Source organism: Enterobacteriaceae endosymbiont of Donacia proxima (assembly GCF_012569285.1).
Lineage (GTDB): Bacteria > Pseudomonadota > Gammaproteobacteria > Enterobacterales > Enterobacteriaceae.
In genome coordinates, this window is the sequence record NZ_CP046198.1 from 65,542 (window position 1) to 82,221 (window position 16,680).

At 19.3% G+C, this 16,680-nt stretch carries 17 protein-coding genes; 13 read left to right on the plus strand and 4 right to left on the minus strand.

From position 1 onward, the window contains the following. Positions 1-22 precede the first annotated feature (22 nt). Positions 23-847 (minus strand): tRNA pseudouridine(38-40) synthase TruA, encoded by an 825-nt coding sequence (gene truA / locus GJT97_RS00345; protein ID WP_169767523.1) that lies wholly within the window; start codon positions 845-847, stop codon positions 23-25. 145 nt (positions 848-992) lie between these two features. Between truA and GJT97_RS00350 the strand changes: the two genes are divergently transcribed. From GJT97_RS00350 to lipA, 3 genes are all read left to right on the plus strand, one after another. Continuing rightward, positions 993-2,210, plus strand: a complete 1,218-nt coding sequence (locus GJT97_RS00350) for a serine hydrolase (protein ID WP_169767524.1) — start codon at positions 993-995, stop codon at positions 2,208-2,210. A 37-nt stretch (positions 2,211-2,247) separates the two neighbouring features. After that, positions 2,248-2,871 carry a lipoyl(octanoyl) transferase LipB gene (gene lipB, locus GJT97_RS00355; RefSeq protein WP_169767525.1) on the plus strand — a complete coding sequence of 208 codons (624 nt, stop codon included), beginning with the start codon at positions 2,248-2,250 and terminating at the stop codon, positions 2,869-2,871. An 86-nt stretch (positions 2,872-2,957) separates the two neighbouring features. Then, the gene (gene lipA / locus GJT97_RS00360) at positions 2,958-3,827 is read left to right on the plus strand and encodes a lipoyl synthase (protein ID WP_169767526.1); all 870 of its coding nucleotides are present in this window, start codon (positions 2,958-2,960) and stop codon (positions 3,825-3,827) included. A gap of 174 nt (positions 3,828-4,001) precedes the next feature. Here the strand turns inward: lipA and cspE are convergent, their stop codons facing one another. Further along, complete coding sequence (gene cspE / locus GJT97_RS00365) at positions 4,002-4,211, minus strand: transcription antiterminator/RNA stability regulator CspE (protein WP_168893754.1); 210 nt, start codon at positions 4,209-4,211, stop codon at positions 4,002-4,004. Between the two features lie 199 nt (positions 4,212-4,410). Here cspE and GJT97_RS00370 point away from each other — a divergent pair, with 199 nt between their 5' ends. The 3 genes from GJT97_RS00370 to GJT97_RS00380 all read left to right on the plus strand — a co-directional run bounded on the left by GJT97_RS00370 (position 4,411) and on the right by GJT97_RS00380 (position 8,296). Then, positions 4,411-5,190 (plus strand): enoyl-ACP reductase FabI, encoded by a 780-nt coding sequence (locus tag GJT97_RS00370; RefSeq protein ID WP_169767527.1) that lies wholly within the window; start codon positions 4,411-4,413, stop codon positions 5,188-5,190. A gap of 138 nt (positions 5,191-5,328) precedes the next feature. After that, the gene (locus GJT97_RS00375) at positions 5,329-6,876 is read left to right on the plus strand and encodes a Re/Si-specific NAD(P)(+) transhydrogenase subunit alpha (protein ID WP_169767854.1); all 1,548 of its coding nucleotides are present in this window, start codon (positions 5,329-5,331) and stop codon (positions 6,874-6,876) included. Positions 6,877-6,889: 13 nt separating this feature from the next. Further along, a complete protein-coding gene (locus GJT97_RS00380) occupies positions 6,890-8,296 on the plus strand; it encodes an NAD(P)(+) transhydrogenase (Re/Si-specific) subunit beta (RefSeq protein ID WP_169767528.1) in 1,407 nt (468 codons plus the stop codon). 66 nt (positions 8,297-8,362) lie between these two features. On the opposite strand, the gene GJT97_RS00385 is transcribed toward GJT97_RS00380, so the two are convergent. Then, complete coding sequence (locus GJT97_RS00385; protein WP_169767529.1) at positions 8,363-9,082, minus strand: helix-turn-helix domain-containing protein; 720 nt, start codon at positions 9,080-9,082, stop codon at positions 8,363-8,365. A gap of 130 nt (positions 9,083-9,212) precedes the next feature. Then, a complete protein-coding gene (locus GJT97_RS00390; protein WP_169767530.1) occupies positions 9,213-11,717 on the minus strand; it encodes an Rne/Rng family ribonuclease in 2,505 nt (834 codons plus the stop codon). 352 nt (positions 11,718-12,069) lie between these two features. Between GJT97_RS00390 and GJT97_RS00395 the strand changes: the two genes are divergently transcribed. From GJT97_RS00395 to fabF, 7 genes are all read left to right on the plus strand, one after another. After that, the gene (locus GJT97_RS00395; RefSeq protein WP_169767531.1) at positions 12,070-13,005 is read left to right on the plus strand and encodes an RluA family pseudouridine synthase; all 936 of its coding nucleotides are present in this window, start codon (positions 12,070-12,072) and stop codon (positions 13,003-13,005) included. 92 nt (positions 13,006-13,097) lie between these two features. Continuing rightward, a complete protein-coding gene (gene rpmF / locus GJT97_RS00400) occupies positions 13,098-13,274 on the plus strand; it encodes a 50S ribosomal protein L32 (RefSeq protein ID WP_169767532.1) in 177 nt (58 codons plus the stop codon). Between the two features lie 38 nt (positions 13,275-13,312). Continuing rightward, complete coding sequence (locus GJT97_RS00405) at positions 13,313-13,756, plus strand: ACP S-malonyltransferase (RefSeq protein WP_169767533.1); 444 nt, start codon at positions 13,313-13,315, stop codon at positions 13,754-13,756. Between the two features lie 185 nt (positions 13,757-13,941). Next, positions 13,942-14,268 carry an ACP S-malonyltransferase gene (locus GJT97_RS00410; RefSeq protein ID WP_169767534.1) on the plus strand — a complete coding sequence of 109 codons (327 nt, stop codon included), beginning with the start codon at positions 13,942-13,944 and terminating at the stop codon, positions 14,266-14,268. Between the two features lie 10 nt (positions 14,269-14,278). Beyond that, positions 14,279-15,034, plus strand: a complete 756-nt coding sequence (gene fabG, locus GJT97_RS00415) for a 3-oxoacyl-ACP reductase FabG (RefSeq protein WP_169767535.1) — start codon at positions 14,279-14,281, stop codon at positions 15,032-15,034. A gap of 51 nt (positions 15,035-15,085) precedes the next feature. Continuing rightward, positions 15,086-15,325 carry an acyl carrier protein gene (gene acpP / locus GJT97_RS00420; RefSeq protein ID WP_169767536.1) on the plus strand — a complete coding sequence of 80 codons (240 nt, stop codon included), beginning with the start codon at positions 15,086-15,088 and terminating at the stop codon, positions 15,323-15,325. Between the two features lie 99 nt (positions 15,326-15,424). Further along, positions 15,425-16,666, plus strand: a complete 1,242-nt coding sequence (fabF, locus tag GJT97_RS00425; RefSeq protein WP_169767537.1) for a beta-ketoacyl-ACP synthase II — start codon at positions 15,425-15,427, stop codon at positions 16,664-16,666. Positions 16,667-16,680 lie beyond the last annotated feature (14 nt).

A 16,680-nucleotide genomic window follows, 5' to 3' on the forward strand; every position in this document is an offset into this window, starting at 1 on the left:
TACATTTAAAATAAAAATATTACTAAATTAATTTTTTTAAAATTAAATATGAATTATAATCAGAATAGGGAATGCCAAAATGTTTTGGATATTCGACTTCTGTTAAAAATAAACCATTAGGTTTTACCGTAGAAGCTGCTTTCGTTCTATTTTTAATTTTAATTAATTCTGATAACCAATTTTCTTTTTGTCTCCCGATGCCAATTTCTATTAAACTACCTATAATATTTCTGACCATATGATATAAAAAAGCATTCGCTTTTATATCTATAAAAATATAATTTCCATATTTTTTAATATTACAATATATAATTTTTCTGAAAGAAGAATTATTTGTTTTTTTACCAGATTGAAAAGATGAAAAATCATGTTCTCCTAATAAATATTGTATTGCATTTTTCATTTTTATGATGTTTAAATTTTTTTTATATAAAGTAACTAGATCATTAAATATAGCAGATTTATATCTATTATTATAAATAATATAAATATATCTACGAGATAAAGCACTAAATCTAGCATGAAAATCTTTTTTTACAGAAATTATCCATTTTATTGCTATATCTTTAGGTAAAAGACTATTTATACCTAAAATCCAAGATTTTTCGCTTCTAAAACTAAATGTTTCAAAATGAATTACTTGTCCTATACTATGTACACCTACATCAGTTCTCCCTGCACAAAAAACAATTATATTATGATTAGCAATTTTAGAAATAACTTTTTCTAAACATCCTTGTATTGTTTTTTTATAATTTATATTCTGTTTTTGCCATCCATGATAATTAGTACCGTTATATTCTACTCCTAATGCAAATTTATATTTTTTTTTAAAATTAATATTCATATTTTTTTACATAACTAAATAATTTTATTCTGTTTAGTATTTTACTAAAAATTTAGTTACATTTTTAAAAAAAATTATATAAAATATTATTTTAATAAATCTTGTTTAAAATATCTAATAAAATTAAAATTCTATGAGTATAGATATGATAAAAATATATAAAAAATTTAATAAATTTATTTTTACAATGATAAAATCAATAATTATTATATTTATAATACATCCAACAATTATATATGCTAATGAAGATATATTTAATGTTGAAATACAACCGAATATTAATGCTAGATCTTATATTTTAATAGATTATAATACAGGAATAATTTTAACTGAAAAAAATTCAAATGAAACTCAAAAACCAGCTAGTTTAGCAAAAATTATGACTAGTTATGTAATTGGAAAAGCTTTAGCTAAAGGGAAATTAAATCGTAATGATGTTGTTACTATTAGTAAAAACGCTTGGGCAACGGGTAATAATGAATTTAATGGTTCATCATTAATGTTTTTAAAGATAGGAGATCGGATTTCTGTAAATTATTTAATAAAAGGTATTATATTACAATCAGGAAATGATGCTTGTGTTGCTATAGCTGAATATATATCTGGAAGTCAACAAAATTTTGTAAATTTAATGAATTTTTATGCGAAAAAAATAGGATTAAAAAATACTGTTTTTAAAAATGTACATGGATTAGATGAATTAGGGCAATATACTACAGCACAAGATATAGCTATTATGGGAAAGTCTTTAATAAAAGACTTTCCTTATGAATACTCTATTTATAAAGAAAAAAGTTTTACTTTTAATAATATTCATCAAAAAAATCGTAATTTATTATTATGGGATAAAAATCTAAATGTAGATGGAATTAAAACAGGTCATACAAAAGATGCTGGCTATAATATTATAGCTTCTGCAACAAAAAATAATATGAGATTAATTGTTGTTATATTAGGTGATAAAACAGAACAAGATCGTAAAAAAAATAGTAAAAAATTATTAAATTGGGGTTTCGAAACATTTCGTACAATTAATCCAATTAAAAAATATCAAAAACTAGCTTCTATTCCAATATTATATGGTAAACAATCATATGTAAGAATTGGAATTAAAAAAGATGTATATTTAACAATTTTTAAAAATCAAGAAAAAAAAATAAAAATTTTATATCATATTAAAAATAATAAAATTTTTGCTCCTATATATAAAAATCAAATATTAGGACATATAACTTTTTTAATTAATAATCATATAATTGTAAATTATCCATTAATTGCAATAGAAAATGTTCCCAAAGGAAATTTTTTTGTTTGTTTTTTAGATTATATAAGATTATTATTAAGTAAATGGATAAAACAATAAAAAATTTATATAAATTCTAAAATATGAATATATAGTAATGTTTAATAAAAATTTTCTTATAAGAAATCTTGGAATAGAACCTTGGAATTATACTTATAAAAAAATGTGTAATTTTAATTATACAAGATCTAAAAAAACTTTAGATGAAATCTGGTTAGTTGAACATTATCCTGTTTTTACTCAAGGAAAATTATCTGATCCAAAAGATATTATTAATTATAATCATAATATACCTATATTTTGTACTGATAGAGGAGGTAAAATTACTTATCATGCTCCAGGACAGCAAATTATGTATATTTTAATTGATTTAAAAAGAAGAAAACTTAATATTAAATCTTTAATTTTTATTTTAAAACAAATAATTATAAAAATATTATTATATTTTAATATATCATCTAATCCATCTTTTAATGATATTTCTGGTGTATATATAAATAATAAAAAAATAGCATCTATAGGTATAAAAATTTCTAAAGGATGTACTTTACATGGAATATCATTTAATATTAACATGGATTTATTACCTTTTAATTATATTAATCCATGTGGTTTAAAAAAATTAAAAATGGTAAATTTAAAAAATTATATTTATAACATAAAAATGTTTAAAATTAGAAAATTTTTAATAAATGAATTTCTATTATTAATAGATAATTAATATAAAAATTGATATTTTATTTTTTTAAAACATAATTTTATAATGTATATTATATTTACTTATTTTAATATACTTTATATAAAAATATGAAACAAAAAATTTTAAAAAAACCTAGTTGGCTTAAAATTAAATTCTCAATAAAAAATATTAATAAAATAAAAAAAATAAAATCTTTTTTAAAACAAAATAAATTACATACAATTTGTGAAGAAGCTTCATGTCCTAATTTAATAGAATGTTTTAGTAAAGGACAATTAACTTTTATGATTTTAGGTAATATATGTACAAGAAATTGTCTATATTGTAATGTTATACATGGTAGACCAAAAATAAATTATGATAAACATGAAGCTTCTAAATTAGCTAACATTATTTCCTTAATGAAATTAAAATACATTGTCATTACTTCCGTTACTCGTGATGATTTACATGATGGAGGTGCACAACAATTTGTTAATTGTATAAAAAAAATACGTGAAAAAAATTCTAAAACTAAAATAGAAATTTTAGTTCCTGATTTTAAAAATTGTACTAAAAAAGCTTTACAAATATTTAGTAATTCTTTACCTGATGTTTTTAATCATAATATAGAAACAGTAGAACGTTTATATAAACAAATACGACCCGCAGGAAGATATAAAAAATCTTTAATTTTATTAAATAGATTTAAATTTTTATTTCCTAAAATTTTAACTAAATCAGGATTAATGGTTGGTTTAGGTGAAACAAAAGAAGAATTATTTTATACAATAAAAGATTTAAAATATAATGGGGTTGATATTTTAACTATAGGACAATACTTACAACCAAGTAAGTATCATATACCTGTATCAAAATACATTAGTTTAAGTGAATTTAATGAAATTAAAATTAGAGCAAAAAAAATTGGTTTTAAAAAAATAGTATGTGGACCTTTTGTTCGTTCTTCATATAATGCAAAAAATTATTTTTCTTAAAATTAATAAATAAATAATGCCCCTGAAAATTTTATTTTTTATTAAAATCATTTAAAATTCTTTTATTTATTCTAGATAAATAAAATTTATTTTATAATTTTAAATAGTTAAAAATTCTAAAAATTTATCAGAGGCAAATAATATTTTGAACCTTTTCCAACTAACTAAATAAATTTAAATAGCAACAACATTAGCTGCAGAAGGTCCTTTGGCTCCGTTAGTAATTTCAAATTCTACTTTTTGGCCTTCAGTTAATGTTTTAAAACCACTACTTTGAATAGCAGAAAAATGTACAAAAACATCTTTGCTACCATCTTCAGGAGTAATGAAACCAAAACCTTTAGATTCATTAAACCACTTAACGTTACCTTTAATCTTGGACATCAATTATTACCTTTACATAAAAATAGACACTGGAATTGTGTCATATAAAAGTACATCAATTAATAATACATTTGTCTAGTGAAAGAAATCAAAAAGCTGATAAATATCAAATTTTTTAAAAAAATATTTAATTTTATTATATTTTTTTTTTAATTTTAATAAAAATACTAATAAAATATAAAATTTTTTAGGAAAAAAAATGTATTTATTATTAGGAAAAAAAATATTAATTACAGGTATTTTAAATAAATTATCAATTGCTTATGGTATAGCTCGTATTATGTATAAATACAAAGCAGATTTAATTTTTACATATCAAAAAAATAAAAATAAAAATAAAATAGAAAAATTAGTAAAAAATATGACAAAATATCCAATAATAAAGTGTGATGTATCTAAAGATAAAGATATTAAATTTTTATTTTTTAAAATATCTAAAATCTGGAAAAAATTTGATGGTTTTGTTCATTCTATTGCTTTTACTCCTGAAAATACATTAAAAAAAAATTTTTTAAATACATCTCGTTTAGAATTCCAAATTTCTCATGATATTAATTCTTATACTTTATTAAATATGGTAAAAGAGTGTATAAATATATTACATAATAAATCTTCAATTATAGTATTAACTTATGTAGGATCACAAAATTTTGTACAAAATTACAATGTAATGGGTTTAGCAAAAGCTTCATTAGAAGCTAATATTCGTTATATAGCATGTAATATTGGACATAAAAATATTAGAATTAATGGAATATCTCCTTCACCAATAAAAACTATTGCTTCTTCTAGAATAAAAAATATTAATTCTATAATTAAGTTGTATAAAAAAAAAAGTCCTTTACATGAATCTATTACAATAGATCATATTGGTAATGTTGCTACTTTTTTAGCTTCTGATTTATCTTTAGGTATTACAGGAGAAATTATTTATTTAGATTCTGGATTTCACCTTCAAATTATTAATAATATTAAATAAAAATTTATATATATCTATTTTTATTAAGTAAAATAAAAATTTGAAAAATAATTTAATAAATGATAATTTTAAAATTAAAATAAATGTTATTTTTTACATAAAAAATATAATAATTTATAATAGGTTAAGTACTTTATGATGATAATTGGAATACCAAAAGAAAAATATTTTGAGGAAAAAAGAGTAGCAATGACACCTTTAAATATTAAAAAATTAATAAAATTAGGTTTTAGAATATATATTGAAAAGGGAGCAGGAAATTTATCTTATTTTAATGATCAAGATTATGAAAATAATGGGGCAAGAATTGTAGAAAATAAAGAAGTTTGGGATGCAAATATAATAATTAAAATTCATCCTATCAATGAAGAAGAAAGTAAATTAATAAAAAATAATAGTATATTAATTAGTTTTATTTGGCCTTATCAAAATAAAATACTATTAAATATTTTAGCTAAAAAAAATATTACTACTATTGCAATGGATACAATACCTAGAATTTCTAGAGCTCAGGCTTTTGACGCTTTAAGTTCAATGAATAATTTATCTGGTTATAGAAGTATAATTGAATCAATTAATTACTTAGGAAGAACTTTAAATGGGCAAATTACTGCTGCAGGTAAAATATTACCAGCTAAAGTTATGGTAGTGGGAGCTGGAGTTGCTGGTTTATCGGCTATCGGGACAGCAAAAAGTTTAGGAGCAATTGTAATTGCTTTTGATACAAGAAAAGAAGTAAAAGAACAAATCCATAGTATGGGTGCAGAATTTTTAGAATTAAAAGATCAAGAAAAAAATAATATTCATGAATATGAAACTAATTCATCAAAAAAAAAATCACAATTAATACAAGAATCTTTTAATAAAGTAGTTAAAAAAACAGATATTATTATTACAACAGCTATGGTTCCAAATAAAAAAGCACCTATTTTAATTACTAAAAAAATGATTGGATTAATGAAACCTGGTAGTATAATTTTTGATCTTGCGATTGAAAATGGAGGTAATTGTGAATTAACAAAAAGAAATAAAGTAATTGTTACAGATAATAATATTAAAATTATAGGTTTTGTAAATTTACCTAGTAAATTAGCTCCTCAAGCTTCTCAATTATATAGTACAAATATTGTTAATTTAATTAATTTATTATCTAAAAAACATTTAGGTACAATTAATATTGATTTAAAAAATGAAATTATTAGGAATATGACTGTAGTTTACAATAATACAATTATATGGCCTGCACCAAAAATTAAACCATCAAAAATAAAAGATAACATAAAAAAAATAAATAATTCTAAAAATATAAAAAATGTTACAAAAAAAAATAATAATAAATGTTTTTTAACAAATAAATATTTTTTATATATTTTAGGATTATTTTCTACATATTATATGACACAATATATTCCTTATGAAGTCATACCTCATTTTATAATTTTTTTATTATCTTGTATAATAGGGTATTATGTAGTATGGAATGTTAGTCATACATTACATACACCTTTAATGTCTGTTACAAATGCAATTTCTGGTATTATTATTATTGGTTCTATTTTACAACTTAATAATAATTATTATACTACTATTACATTAGCTTTTTTAGGAACATTACTATCGAGTATTAATATTTTTGGAGGATTAACAATTACTCAACGTATGCTTAAAATGTTTCGTAAAAATTAAGGAGAATTTACAAATGTTTGATAGGTCATTAATATTTACATATACTATATCAGCTGTTTTATTTATATTAAGTATTGCAAGTCTTTCAAAAAAAGAAACTTCTAAAGAAGGTAATATATTCGCAATTAATGGAATGCTTATAGCAATTATTATAACTATATTAAAGGCAAAAATTAATAATATTGGTTATATATTAGGAGCAATTTTTTTAGGTGCATTTATAGGAATAAGTATCTCAAAAAAAATTGATATGACTAAAATGCCTCAATTAATTGCAATATTACATAGTTTTGTAGGATTAACTGCAGTTCTTGTAGGGTTTAATAATTATTTATTATTAATATATGATAAAATTATTTTTAATGAAAATATAGGAATACAATTAATAGAAATATTTTTTAGTATTTTTATCGGTTCTATTACTTTGATCGGATCTATACTTGCTTTTAATAAATTATCTGGTTTTATAAAATCAAAAACTCTAAATTTAAAATTTAAAAATAAAATCAATTTATTAATGATATTAATATCATTTATTTTAATGATAATTTTTTTAAACACACATAATATAAAATTACAAATTATTGTTTTAGGATTAATATTTTTAATTTCATTAATATTTGGTTTTCATTTAATAATGAGTATTGGTGGAGCAGATATGCCTGTAGTAATTTCAATGTTAAATTCTTATTCAGGATGGGCAGCTGCATCTGCAGGATTTATGTTAACTAATGATTTATTAATTATAACAGGTGCTTTAGTTGGTTCTTCTGGAGCTATTCTTTCATATTTAATGTGTAAAGGTATGAATAGATCATTTTTTAATGTACTTCTTGGTAATAGTAATAAAATTAATAATCAAAATAATAATTCTATTTTAGAAAAAGGAAATATACAAAATTATAAAGAAATATCTATCGATAATACAGTAGAAATATTGAAAAGTTCAAATAATATTATTATTGTTCCTGGATATGGATTAGCTGTTTCACAAGCACAATATCTACTTTCTGAAATAGTAAATAAATTAACTCAATTAAATATTAAAATTAGATTTGCTATTCATCCTGTAGCTGGACGTTTACCAGGGCATATGAATGTTTTATTAGCAGAAGCTAATATACCATATAATATGGTGTATGAAATGGATGATATTAATAAAGATTTCACTAATACAGATACAGTATTAGTAATAGGAGCTAATGATACAATTAATCCATCAGCTCAAGAAGATATTGATAGTCCAATATCAGGCATGCCTATTTTAGAAGTATGGAAAGCTAATAATATTATTATTCTTAAAAGAAGTATGAACCAAGGATATGCTAGGATTAATAATCCTTTATTTTATCAAGATAATAGTTATATGTTATTTGGAGATGCAAAAAATTCTATAAATAAAATTTTACAAAAATTTTAATAAAAAAGTTTACTCGTTGTATATTATAATACTAGAGTAAACTTTATATTTTATATATATTAATTTTTAATTAATAAAATTAATTAATTTTAAATAATTATTGATTATAATATGTTTATTACGAATAATTAACATATTACTTTTTTTAAATTTACTTAAAATACGACTAATAGTTTCAACTGTTATACCTAAATAATTACTAATATCATTTCTAGTAATAGATAAAAAAAAATTTTTATGTGAGTATCCTATTATTTTAAATTTTTTAGATAAATAATATATAAATGTAGCTAATTTTATTTCTGCTTTTTTTCTAAATAAAAGTGATATAAAATAAGAATTTATTTTAATTTCTTTACTCATTAAATAAATAATTTTTTGTCCTAAAGAAGGAATTTTAATAAAAATATTATTTAATTCTAAAAAAGATATTTTACATAAAGTAACTGTTTCTAATGCTTGACTAAAATTACTATAAATACCACTATAAATACTATCTAAACCAATTAGATCACCTTTAAAATAAAATTTATTTATTTGTTCATTACCTTTTTTTGTAAAATTATAAGTTTTAATAGTTCCTGATTTTATAGTATATAAAAAATGCATTTTTTTTTTTTCTTTAAATATTATTTCTCCCTTATGAATTAATTTTTTTTGTTTTAAAATTGTAATAAATTTCTTATATTGAAAAAATATACATAATTTATATGTCAAACAATTTTGACAATTAATATTATTATAATAATTTATATTTTTTACATTATATTTTTGTTTCAGAATCATTTTCTTTTCTCTGAAATGAAAAAAATAAAAAATATTTTTAATTAAAATACTATCAATATAATATTGATTATATTTTAAATATTTATTTTAAATATCAAATATTTTATATATTTTATATAATATAAAAAAACTATAATCTTTTTACTGGAGATGTAGCATATTTTTTAGCTGCATGAGCTCCAGCACCTTTTTTATTATTTAAATTAAATGATGAATTAATTAATTTGTTACTTTCATTAAAACAATTTGTAAAATTATTTTGTATTTTTTTATTATTTGTTGATATATAATTTTTATATATTTTTTTTTTATTTATAAAAGTATCATTTTTAATTTTTTGATTATTGGTATCAATAATATTAGAGTTAATTATATTATTTTTAACTATTATATTTTTTTTTATTTGTAATTTTATTTTATTTAATATAATTTTATTAATTTTAACTGGATTTTTAAATTTATTTAATCCTATTTTATTTTCTATAGAAAAATTAGATATATTATTTTTTTTATTATTAGAAATATTAATAATTTTATTAAAATTATTTTTTATATATTTTTTATTATATGATAAATAATTATAATCTATTTTTATTTTTAAAAATTTATTTGATTTTATAAAATCAAATAAATTTTCATTATTTTTAATTATTAAATTATTATTTAATTTAAATGATTTTGATTTTTTATTTTTAAATTTTATATCAGAGATCGGAAAATTTTTTTTTGTATAAAAATTAAAAAATTTTTTTTTTGTATTTAAACAAATTTGTTGAGAAGAATACTTTATATTATTTTCTAAATTTCTTTTTTTATTAAAAATAAAAAATTTTTTATAATGATTTAAAATAAATTTATTTATAAAAATAGTTTTTTGTATGATATTTTTTATTATTTTTTTTATATAAATAATTTTCTTTTTAAAAAAATCTAAAAAATTAAATATTATATATTTTTGTTTGTGAAATAAATATGTTAAATTATATATATAAAAAATAAAATAATGTTCTTTTTTTAAGAAAAGTTTGTTATATGTATTTAATTTTTTTGTTTTTTTATTTTCTTTCATCAAATTTTTAAAAAATTTATTTTTTAAATAATTATTCGAATTTAATTTCTGTAATGTATTTATAATATAATAAAGATTTTTTTTATCTTCACCATGTTTAATACGTAAAATAAAATAATTAGGTGTATTTAATTTAGAATTAGGTATAATAAATGTTTTAATTTTTCTATTTTCAATAGCGTTTACTGAATCTCTTTTTTCATTCAATAAATAAGAAGCTATTTTTACTGGAACTATAGCATATACTTCTTTCGTGTCATTTTTTAAAGATTCTTCTTCTATTAATCTTAAAATAGATAATGATAAAGATTTATTATTTCTTAATGTACCATGTCCTAAACATCTAGGACATAAATAATAATTAGATTCTTTTAAAGAAGATCGCAATCTCTGACGTGACATTTCTAATAATCCAAATTTTGAAATACTATTAATTTTAATTTTCGCTCTATCATGACGTATTTTATTAAGTAATCTTTTTTCTATAATTTTTCTATTTTCTATAATAGACATATCAATGAAATCTATTACAATTAATCCTCCTACATCACGTAATCTTAATTGTCTAATAATTTCATCTGCAGCTTCTAAATTAATATTTAATGCTGTTTCTTCTATATCAATACCTTTAGTTGCTTTTGATGAATTAACATCTACTGATGTTAATGCTTCTGTCGTATCTATAATAATAGAACCACCTGAAGGTAAACGTACTTCTTTCCGAAAAATTTTTTCAATTTGAGATTCTATTTGATAATAACTAAATAAAGGAATATTACCTTTATATAATTTAATTTTATTATTTAAATCTGATTTTCCTAAAATATTAATATATTTTTTTGCTAATTTTAATATTTTAAAATTATCTATTATAATTTCATTTATATCATGATATAAATAATCACGTAATACTCTTATAATAATATTACTTTCTTGATGTATTAAAAAAGGAGCTTTTTTTTTTTGAGCAATTTTTTTTATTATTTCCCAATGTTTTAATCTAGATTTTAAATCTAATTTGAGTGTTTTTATATTTTGTCCTAAACTTGCTGTACGAATTATTAAACTCATATTATTTGGGAGATATAATAACGATAAAGTTTTTTTTAAAATTTTTCTATCTTCTCCTTCTATTTTTCTAGATATTCCACTAGAATTAGAACTATTAGGCAACAAAACTAAATAACTACCTACTAAACTGATAAATGTTGTTAATGATGCACCTTTTTTACCTCTTTCTTCTTTATTTATCTGTACAATAATTTCTTTACCAATTAATACAGAATCTTTAAAATTTATTTTATTATAAAAATTTTCATAATAATTATTAGGTAAATATTCTTCTGTAATTTCTTTGATTGGCAAAAAACCATGTTTATCTACTCCATAATCTACAAAAACAGCTTCTAAACTTGGTTCGATACGTGTAATTTTCCCTTTATATATGTTAGATTTTTTTTGTTTATAATTAGAATTTTCTATATCTAGATCATATAATCTTTGTCCTTCTACTAGAGCAACACGTAATTCTTCATGTTGAGTAGCATTTATTAACATTTTTTTCATAATAACTTACTCATGTATTTTAAACTAATCAATATTTTTATATAAAATATAAAAATAATATAACAAGAAAATTATATTTAATCTTTTATGAATAGATTTAAATTTAAATATTAATTATTTAAGATAATAAAATATATTTTATGATTATTTTTTATTTTAAAGAAAATTTTATAAAATTTTCTTTAAAATAAAAAATAATTGTACTTATGAAAATTTTATAAAAATTATTTATTAAGTTAATAATAACATAAATTTTTTTTCCAAAAAATCATTTTATATAAAAAATATATTATGTATATTACATTTTTTTTATTATTATTATTAAAATAATAAATATAATTTGTTATATAAAATGATGAAAAATCAAAATATTATTGTATCTTCTACAATTGATAAACAAAGAATAGATAATTTTTTAATTAAAAAATTTAAAACAGTTCCTAAAAGTTTAATATATAAAATTTTAAGAAAAGGAAAAATAAAAGTTAATAAAAAAAAAGTATTTCCAAATTTTAAAATAAAACATAAAGACATAATTGAACTTCCTTATATACATATAAATTATGTAAAAAAAATTAAAAAAAAATTAAATTTAAATAAAATAACATTTTTAAAAAAAATAATTATTTATGAAGATAAATATATTTTAGCTATTAATAAACCTTCTGGAATAGCAGTTCATGGAGGGAGTGGAATTAATTATGGAATTATTGAAAGTTATAGATTTTTATTTAAAAAAAAATTTTTTTTAGAACTTGTACATAGAATTGATAAAGAAACATCTGGTGTTTTATTAATAGCTAAAAAAAGATCAATTTTAAAAAAATTACAACAACAATTAAAAGAAAAACAAATAAAAAAAGAATATATTGCCTTAGTAAAAGGTAATTGTGACATAAAAAAATATATTTATATTAAAAATTTTTTAGTAAAAAATTTTTCAAATAAAAAAATTAAAGTTAAAATAAATAATAAAGGTAAATTTTCAGAAACTAAATTTAAAATTATTAAAAATTACAAAAATTTTATGTTAATAAAAATTAACCCTATTACTGGGAGAACACATCAAATTAGAGTACATATGTCTCATCTAAATTATCCTATAATTAATGATCAACGTTATGGTGATAATAATATAAATTTTAAATTTAAAAAAAATTTTAATTTAAACAGATTATTTTTACATGCTAAAAAAATTACATTTATACATCCTATAAATAATGAAAAAATTATGATAAATGCCCCTTTAAGTAAAGAATTAAATAATTGTTTATTTAAATTAAAATAATAACAAAAAATATTTTATATATATAAAACATCATATATACTAGTTTATAATTATATATATAAAATATATATTTTTATAAAAAGGTAACTATTATGGCTGTTCAAAAACATAAAAAATCAAGATCTAAAAGAGGAATGAGACGTTCTCATGATAAATTATCAAAAAATAAATTTTTATTAATTAATAAAAAAACAGGAAAAAAATATTTATATCATCATATAACTGATGATGGTTTTTATAAAGGTAAAAAAATTATAAACAAAAATTAATTTAAATTTGATATATATATCAAATATATTAAAATAAAATGAAAAAATTTATTGCTATATTTCCTGGACAAGGAACTCAATTCGTTGGTATGTTATCTGATTTATATAAAAAATTTACAATTATAAAAGAAACTTTTTATTTAGCTTCAGAAGTATTAGGATATGATTTATGGCATCTTACACAAAAAGGTCCATTAAAGAAATTAAATAAAACATATTACACTCAACCTGCTATTTTAGTATCATCTATAGCGATATATAATTTATGGTTATATAAAAATAATATTAAACCTAATATAGTTACAGGATATAGTTTAGGAGAGTATACTGCTATGGTATGTAGCGGTATGATTAGTTTTTCTGATGCTATTAAAATAGTAACATTTAGAGGAAAATTAATGTATGAAATATCATCTCACTTAAATGATTTTTATTTAACTGGATACTATATGAAAACAATTATTGGATTAAAAAAAAAATAGTAAAAAAAATTTGTAAAAAAATAAATAAACCTAATAATATTATTTCAATATCTAATTATAATTCAGATAATAATATTACTATTAGTGGAAATAAATTAGCTGTAGCTCAAGCTACAAAAATATTTAAATCTTTAGGAGCACATATTATACCAATAAATATTGATATACCTTCTCATTGTTTATTAATGAAACCTATAATTTTAAAATTTAAACAATTTTTAAAAAAAATTATAATTAATGAACCAAAAATTAAATTTATTAATAATATAAATTGTAATTATGAAACATCGTCTCAAAATATTAAAAATATTTTAATTAAACAATTATATTTTCCTATTAATTGGATTAAATGTATTAAATTTATAGAAAAACAAAATATATTAAATATAATAGAATTTACTCCTAAAAATTTACTTAAAAAAATATCACAACAAATCACAAATAATTTAAATATAAATTCTATATATAATGTAGAAACATTTCTTTTAACGTTAAATAAATATAAAATTTGAAATAAAAAATATGTTATTTAAAAATTTTACATTAGAAAATAAAATAGCTTTAGTAACAGGAGCTAATAAAGGAATAGGATATAGTATTGCTAATACATTAGCTATCTATGGAGCCTATGTGATAGGAACATCTACAACTATTACAGGAGTTAAAAAAATTAATAATTATTTAGGATCTAATGGTAGAGGTTTAATTCTTGATTTAAAAAATAAATCACCTTATATTATAAGTAATCTAATTAGATATATTATTAAAAAATTTAAAAGTATAGATATACTTATTAATAATGCAGGGGCTTTATTTAATAAATTAGTTATAGAAATGAAAGATTATCAATGGGATAATATTTTGCAAATTAATTTAACTTCTGTTTTTAGAATTTGTAAAGAAGTTATTTATTATATGATTAAAAAATCATTTGGTAGAATAGTTACAATTGGTTCTGTTATAGGAACTATCGGTAATATAGGGCAAGCAAATTATGCGGCATCTAAATCAGGTATTATAGGATTTAGTAGATCTTTAGCTAAAGAAGTAGCTTCTAAAAATATTACTGTTAATGTAATATCTCCTGGTTATATTAAAACAGATATGACATCTAACTTTAAAAAAGAAGATTATGATAGCATCATAGCACAAATTCCATCAAAACGTTTTGGCAATCCTCAAGAAATAGCTGATGCTGTAATTTTTTTAGTTTCTGAAAAATCATCTTATATAACAGGAGAAATACTTAATATTAATGGTGGTTTATATATGGGATAATTTATTTTTAAAAAAATTATTCTAAAATTTTTTATAGGGAATATAACAAGTATGCGTAATTCCATTATTAAACGTGTTAAAAAAATTATTATTAATAAATTAGGAATAACAGAAAAAAATATTACTATGTCTTCTTCTTTTAAAGAAGATTTAGGTGCTGATTCTCTTGATACTATTGAAATTATTATGGCTTTAGAAGAAGAATTTAATATTGAAATATTAGATGAAGATGCGGAAAAAATTATTAATATTGAAAAAGCTGTAAATTATATTTATAATTTTAAAAAATAAAATTTTTAAAAAAAAATTTTAAAAATAGAATAATATAGAATATTATTCTATTCTATATAGAAATAATTATATTATATATATAATATATAGAAAAATATAATGTTAAAACGTAGAAGAGTAGTCATAACTGGTATCGGAATGATTACTCCAATAGGTAATAAAGTAAAATCTAATTGGTATAATCTTATTAATGGTAATAGTGGTATTGATTTGATCAATACTTTTAATACTAGTAAATATAAAACTAAAATTGCAGGATTAATAAAAAATTTTAAATATAAAAATAATATTTTTTCTAAAAAAAAAAATATTGATTTATTTATCCAATATGGTTTAATAGCTTGTCAAGAAGCTATTAAACATTCTGGTTTAATGTTTAATAAAGACAATAATCCTAGATTTGGAATATCAGTAGGCTCTGGATTAGGTGGTATTAATTTAATAGAAGAAAATAATTATATCTTACATAAGAAAGGTCCTAATAAAATTACACCATTTTTTTTAACATCTACTATTATGAATATGATTACAGGAAATATTGCTATAGATTATAAATTAACTGGACCTAGTTTATCTATTAATACTGCTTGTAGTTCTGGTATTCATAATATTGGAATTGCTTCCAAAATTATTGCTTATAATGATGCTGATATAATGATAACAGGAGCTGCAGAAAAAGCTGTAACTCCTTTAAGTTTAGCTGGTTTTTGTGCAATGAAAGCTTTATCTAAAAGAAATAATGAACCTAAAAAAGCAAGTAGACCTTGGGATAAAGATAGAGATGGATTTGTTATCGGAGATGGAGCAGGGATTCTAATTTTAGAAGAATACTATCATGCAAAAAAAAGAAATGCAAATATTATTGCTGAATTAATTGGTTTTGGAATGAGTAATGATGCTTATCATATAACTTCACCACCAATAAATGGTGAAGGAGCACAATTATCAATGTTAAATGCATTAAAAGATGCACATCTTAATCCAGAAAATATAAAATATATAAATGCACATAGTACATCAACAATTTTAGGCGATATTGCTGAAGTAAATGCTATTAAAAAGATATTTAAAAATAATTATAATAAATTATTTGTAAGTTCTACAAAATCAATTACTGGACATTTATTAGGTGCTGCTGGAGCTATAGAATCTATTTATTCTATTTTATCTTTAAAAAATCAAATTGTTCCAGCAACAATTAATTTAGATAATCCTGATAAAAATTTAGATTTAGATTTTATTCCAAATATATCTCGTAATGTATACAACATGAAATATGTATTATGTAATTCTTTTGGATTCGGAGGAACTAATGCATCATTAATATTTAAAAAAATATGATTTTAAAAAATTAA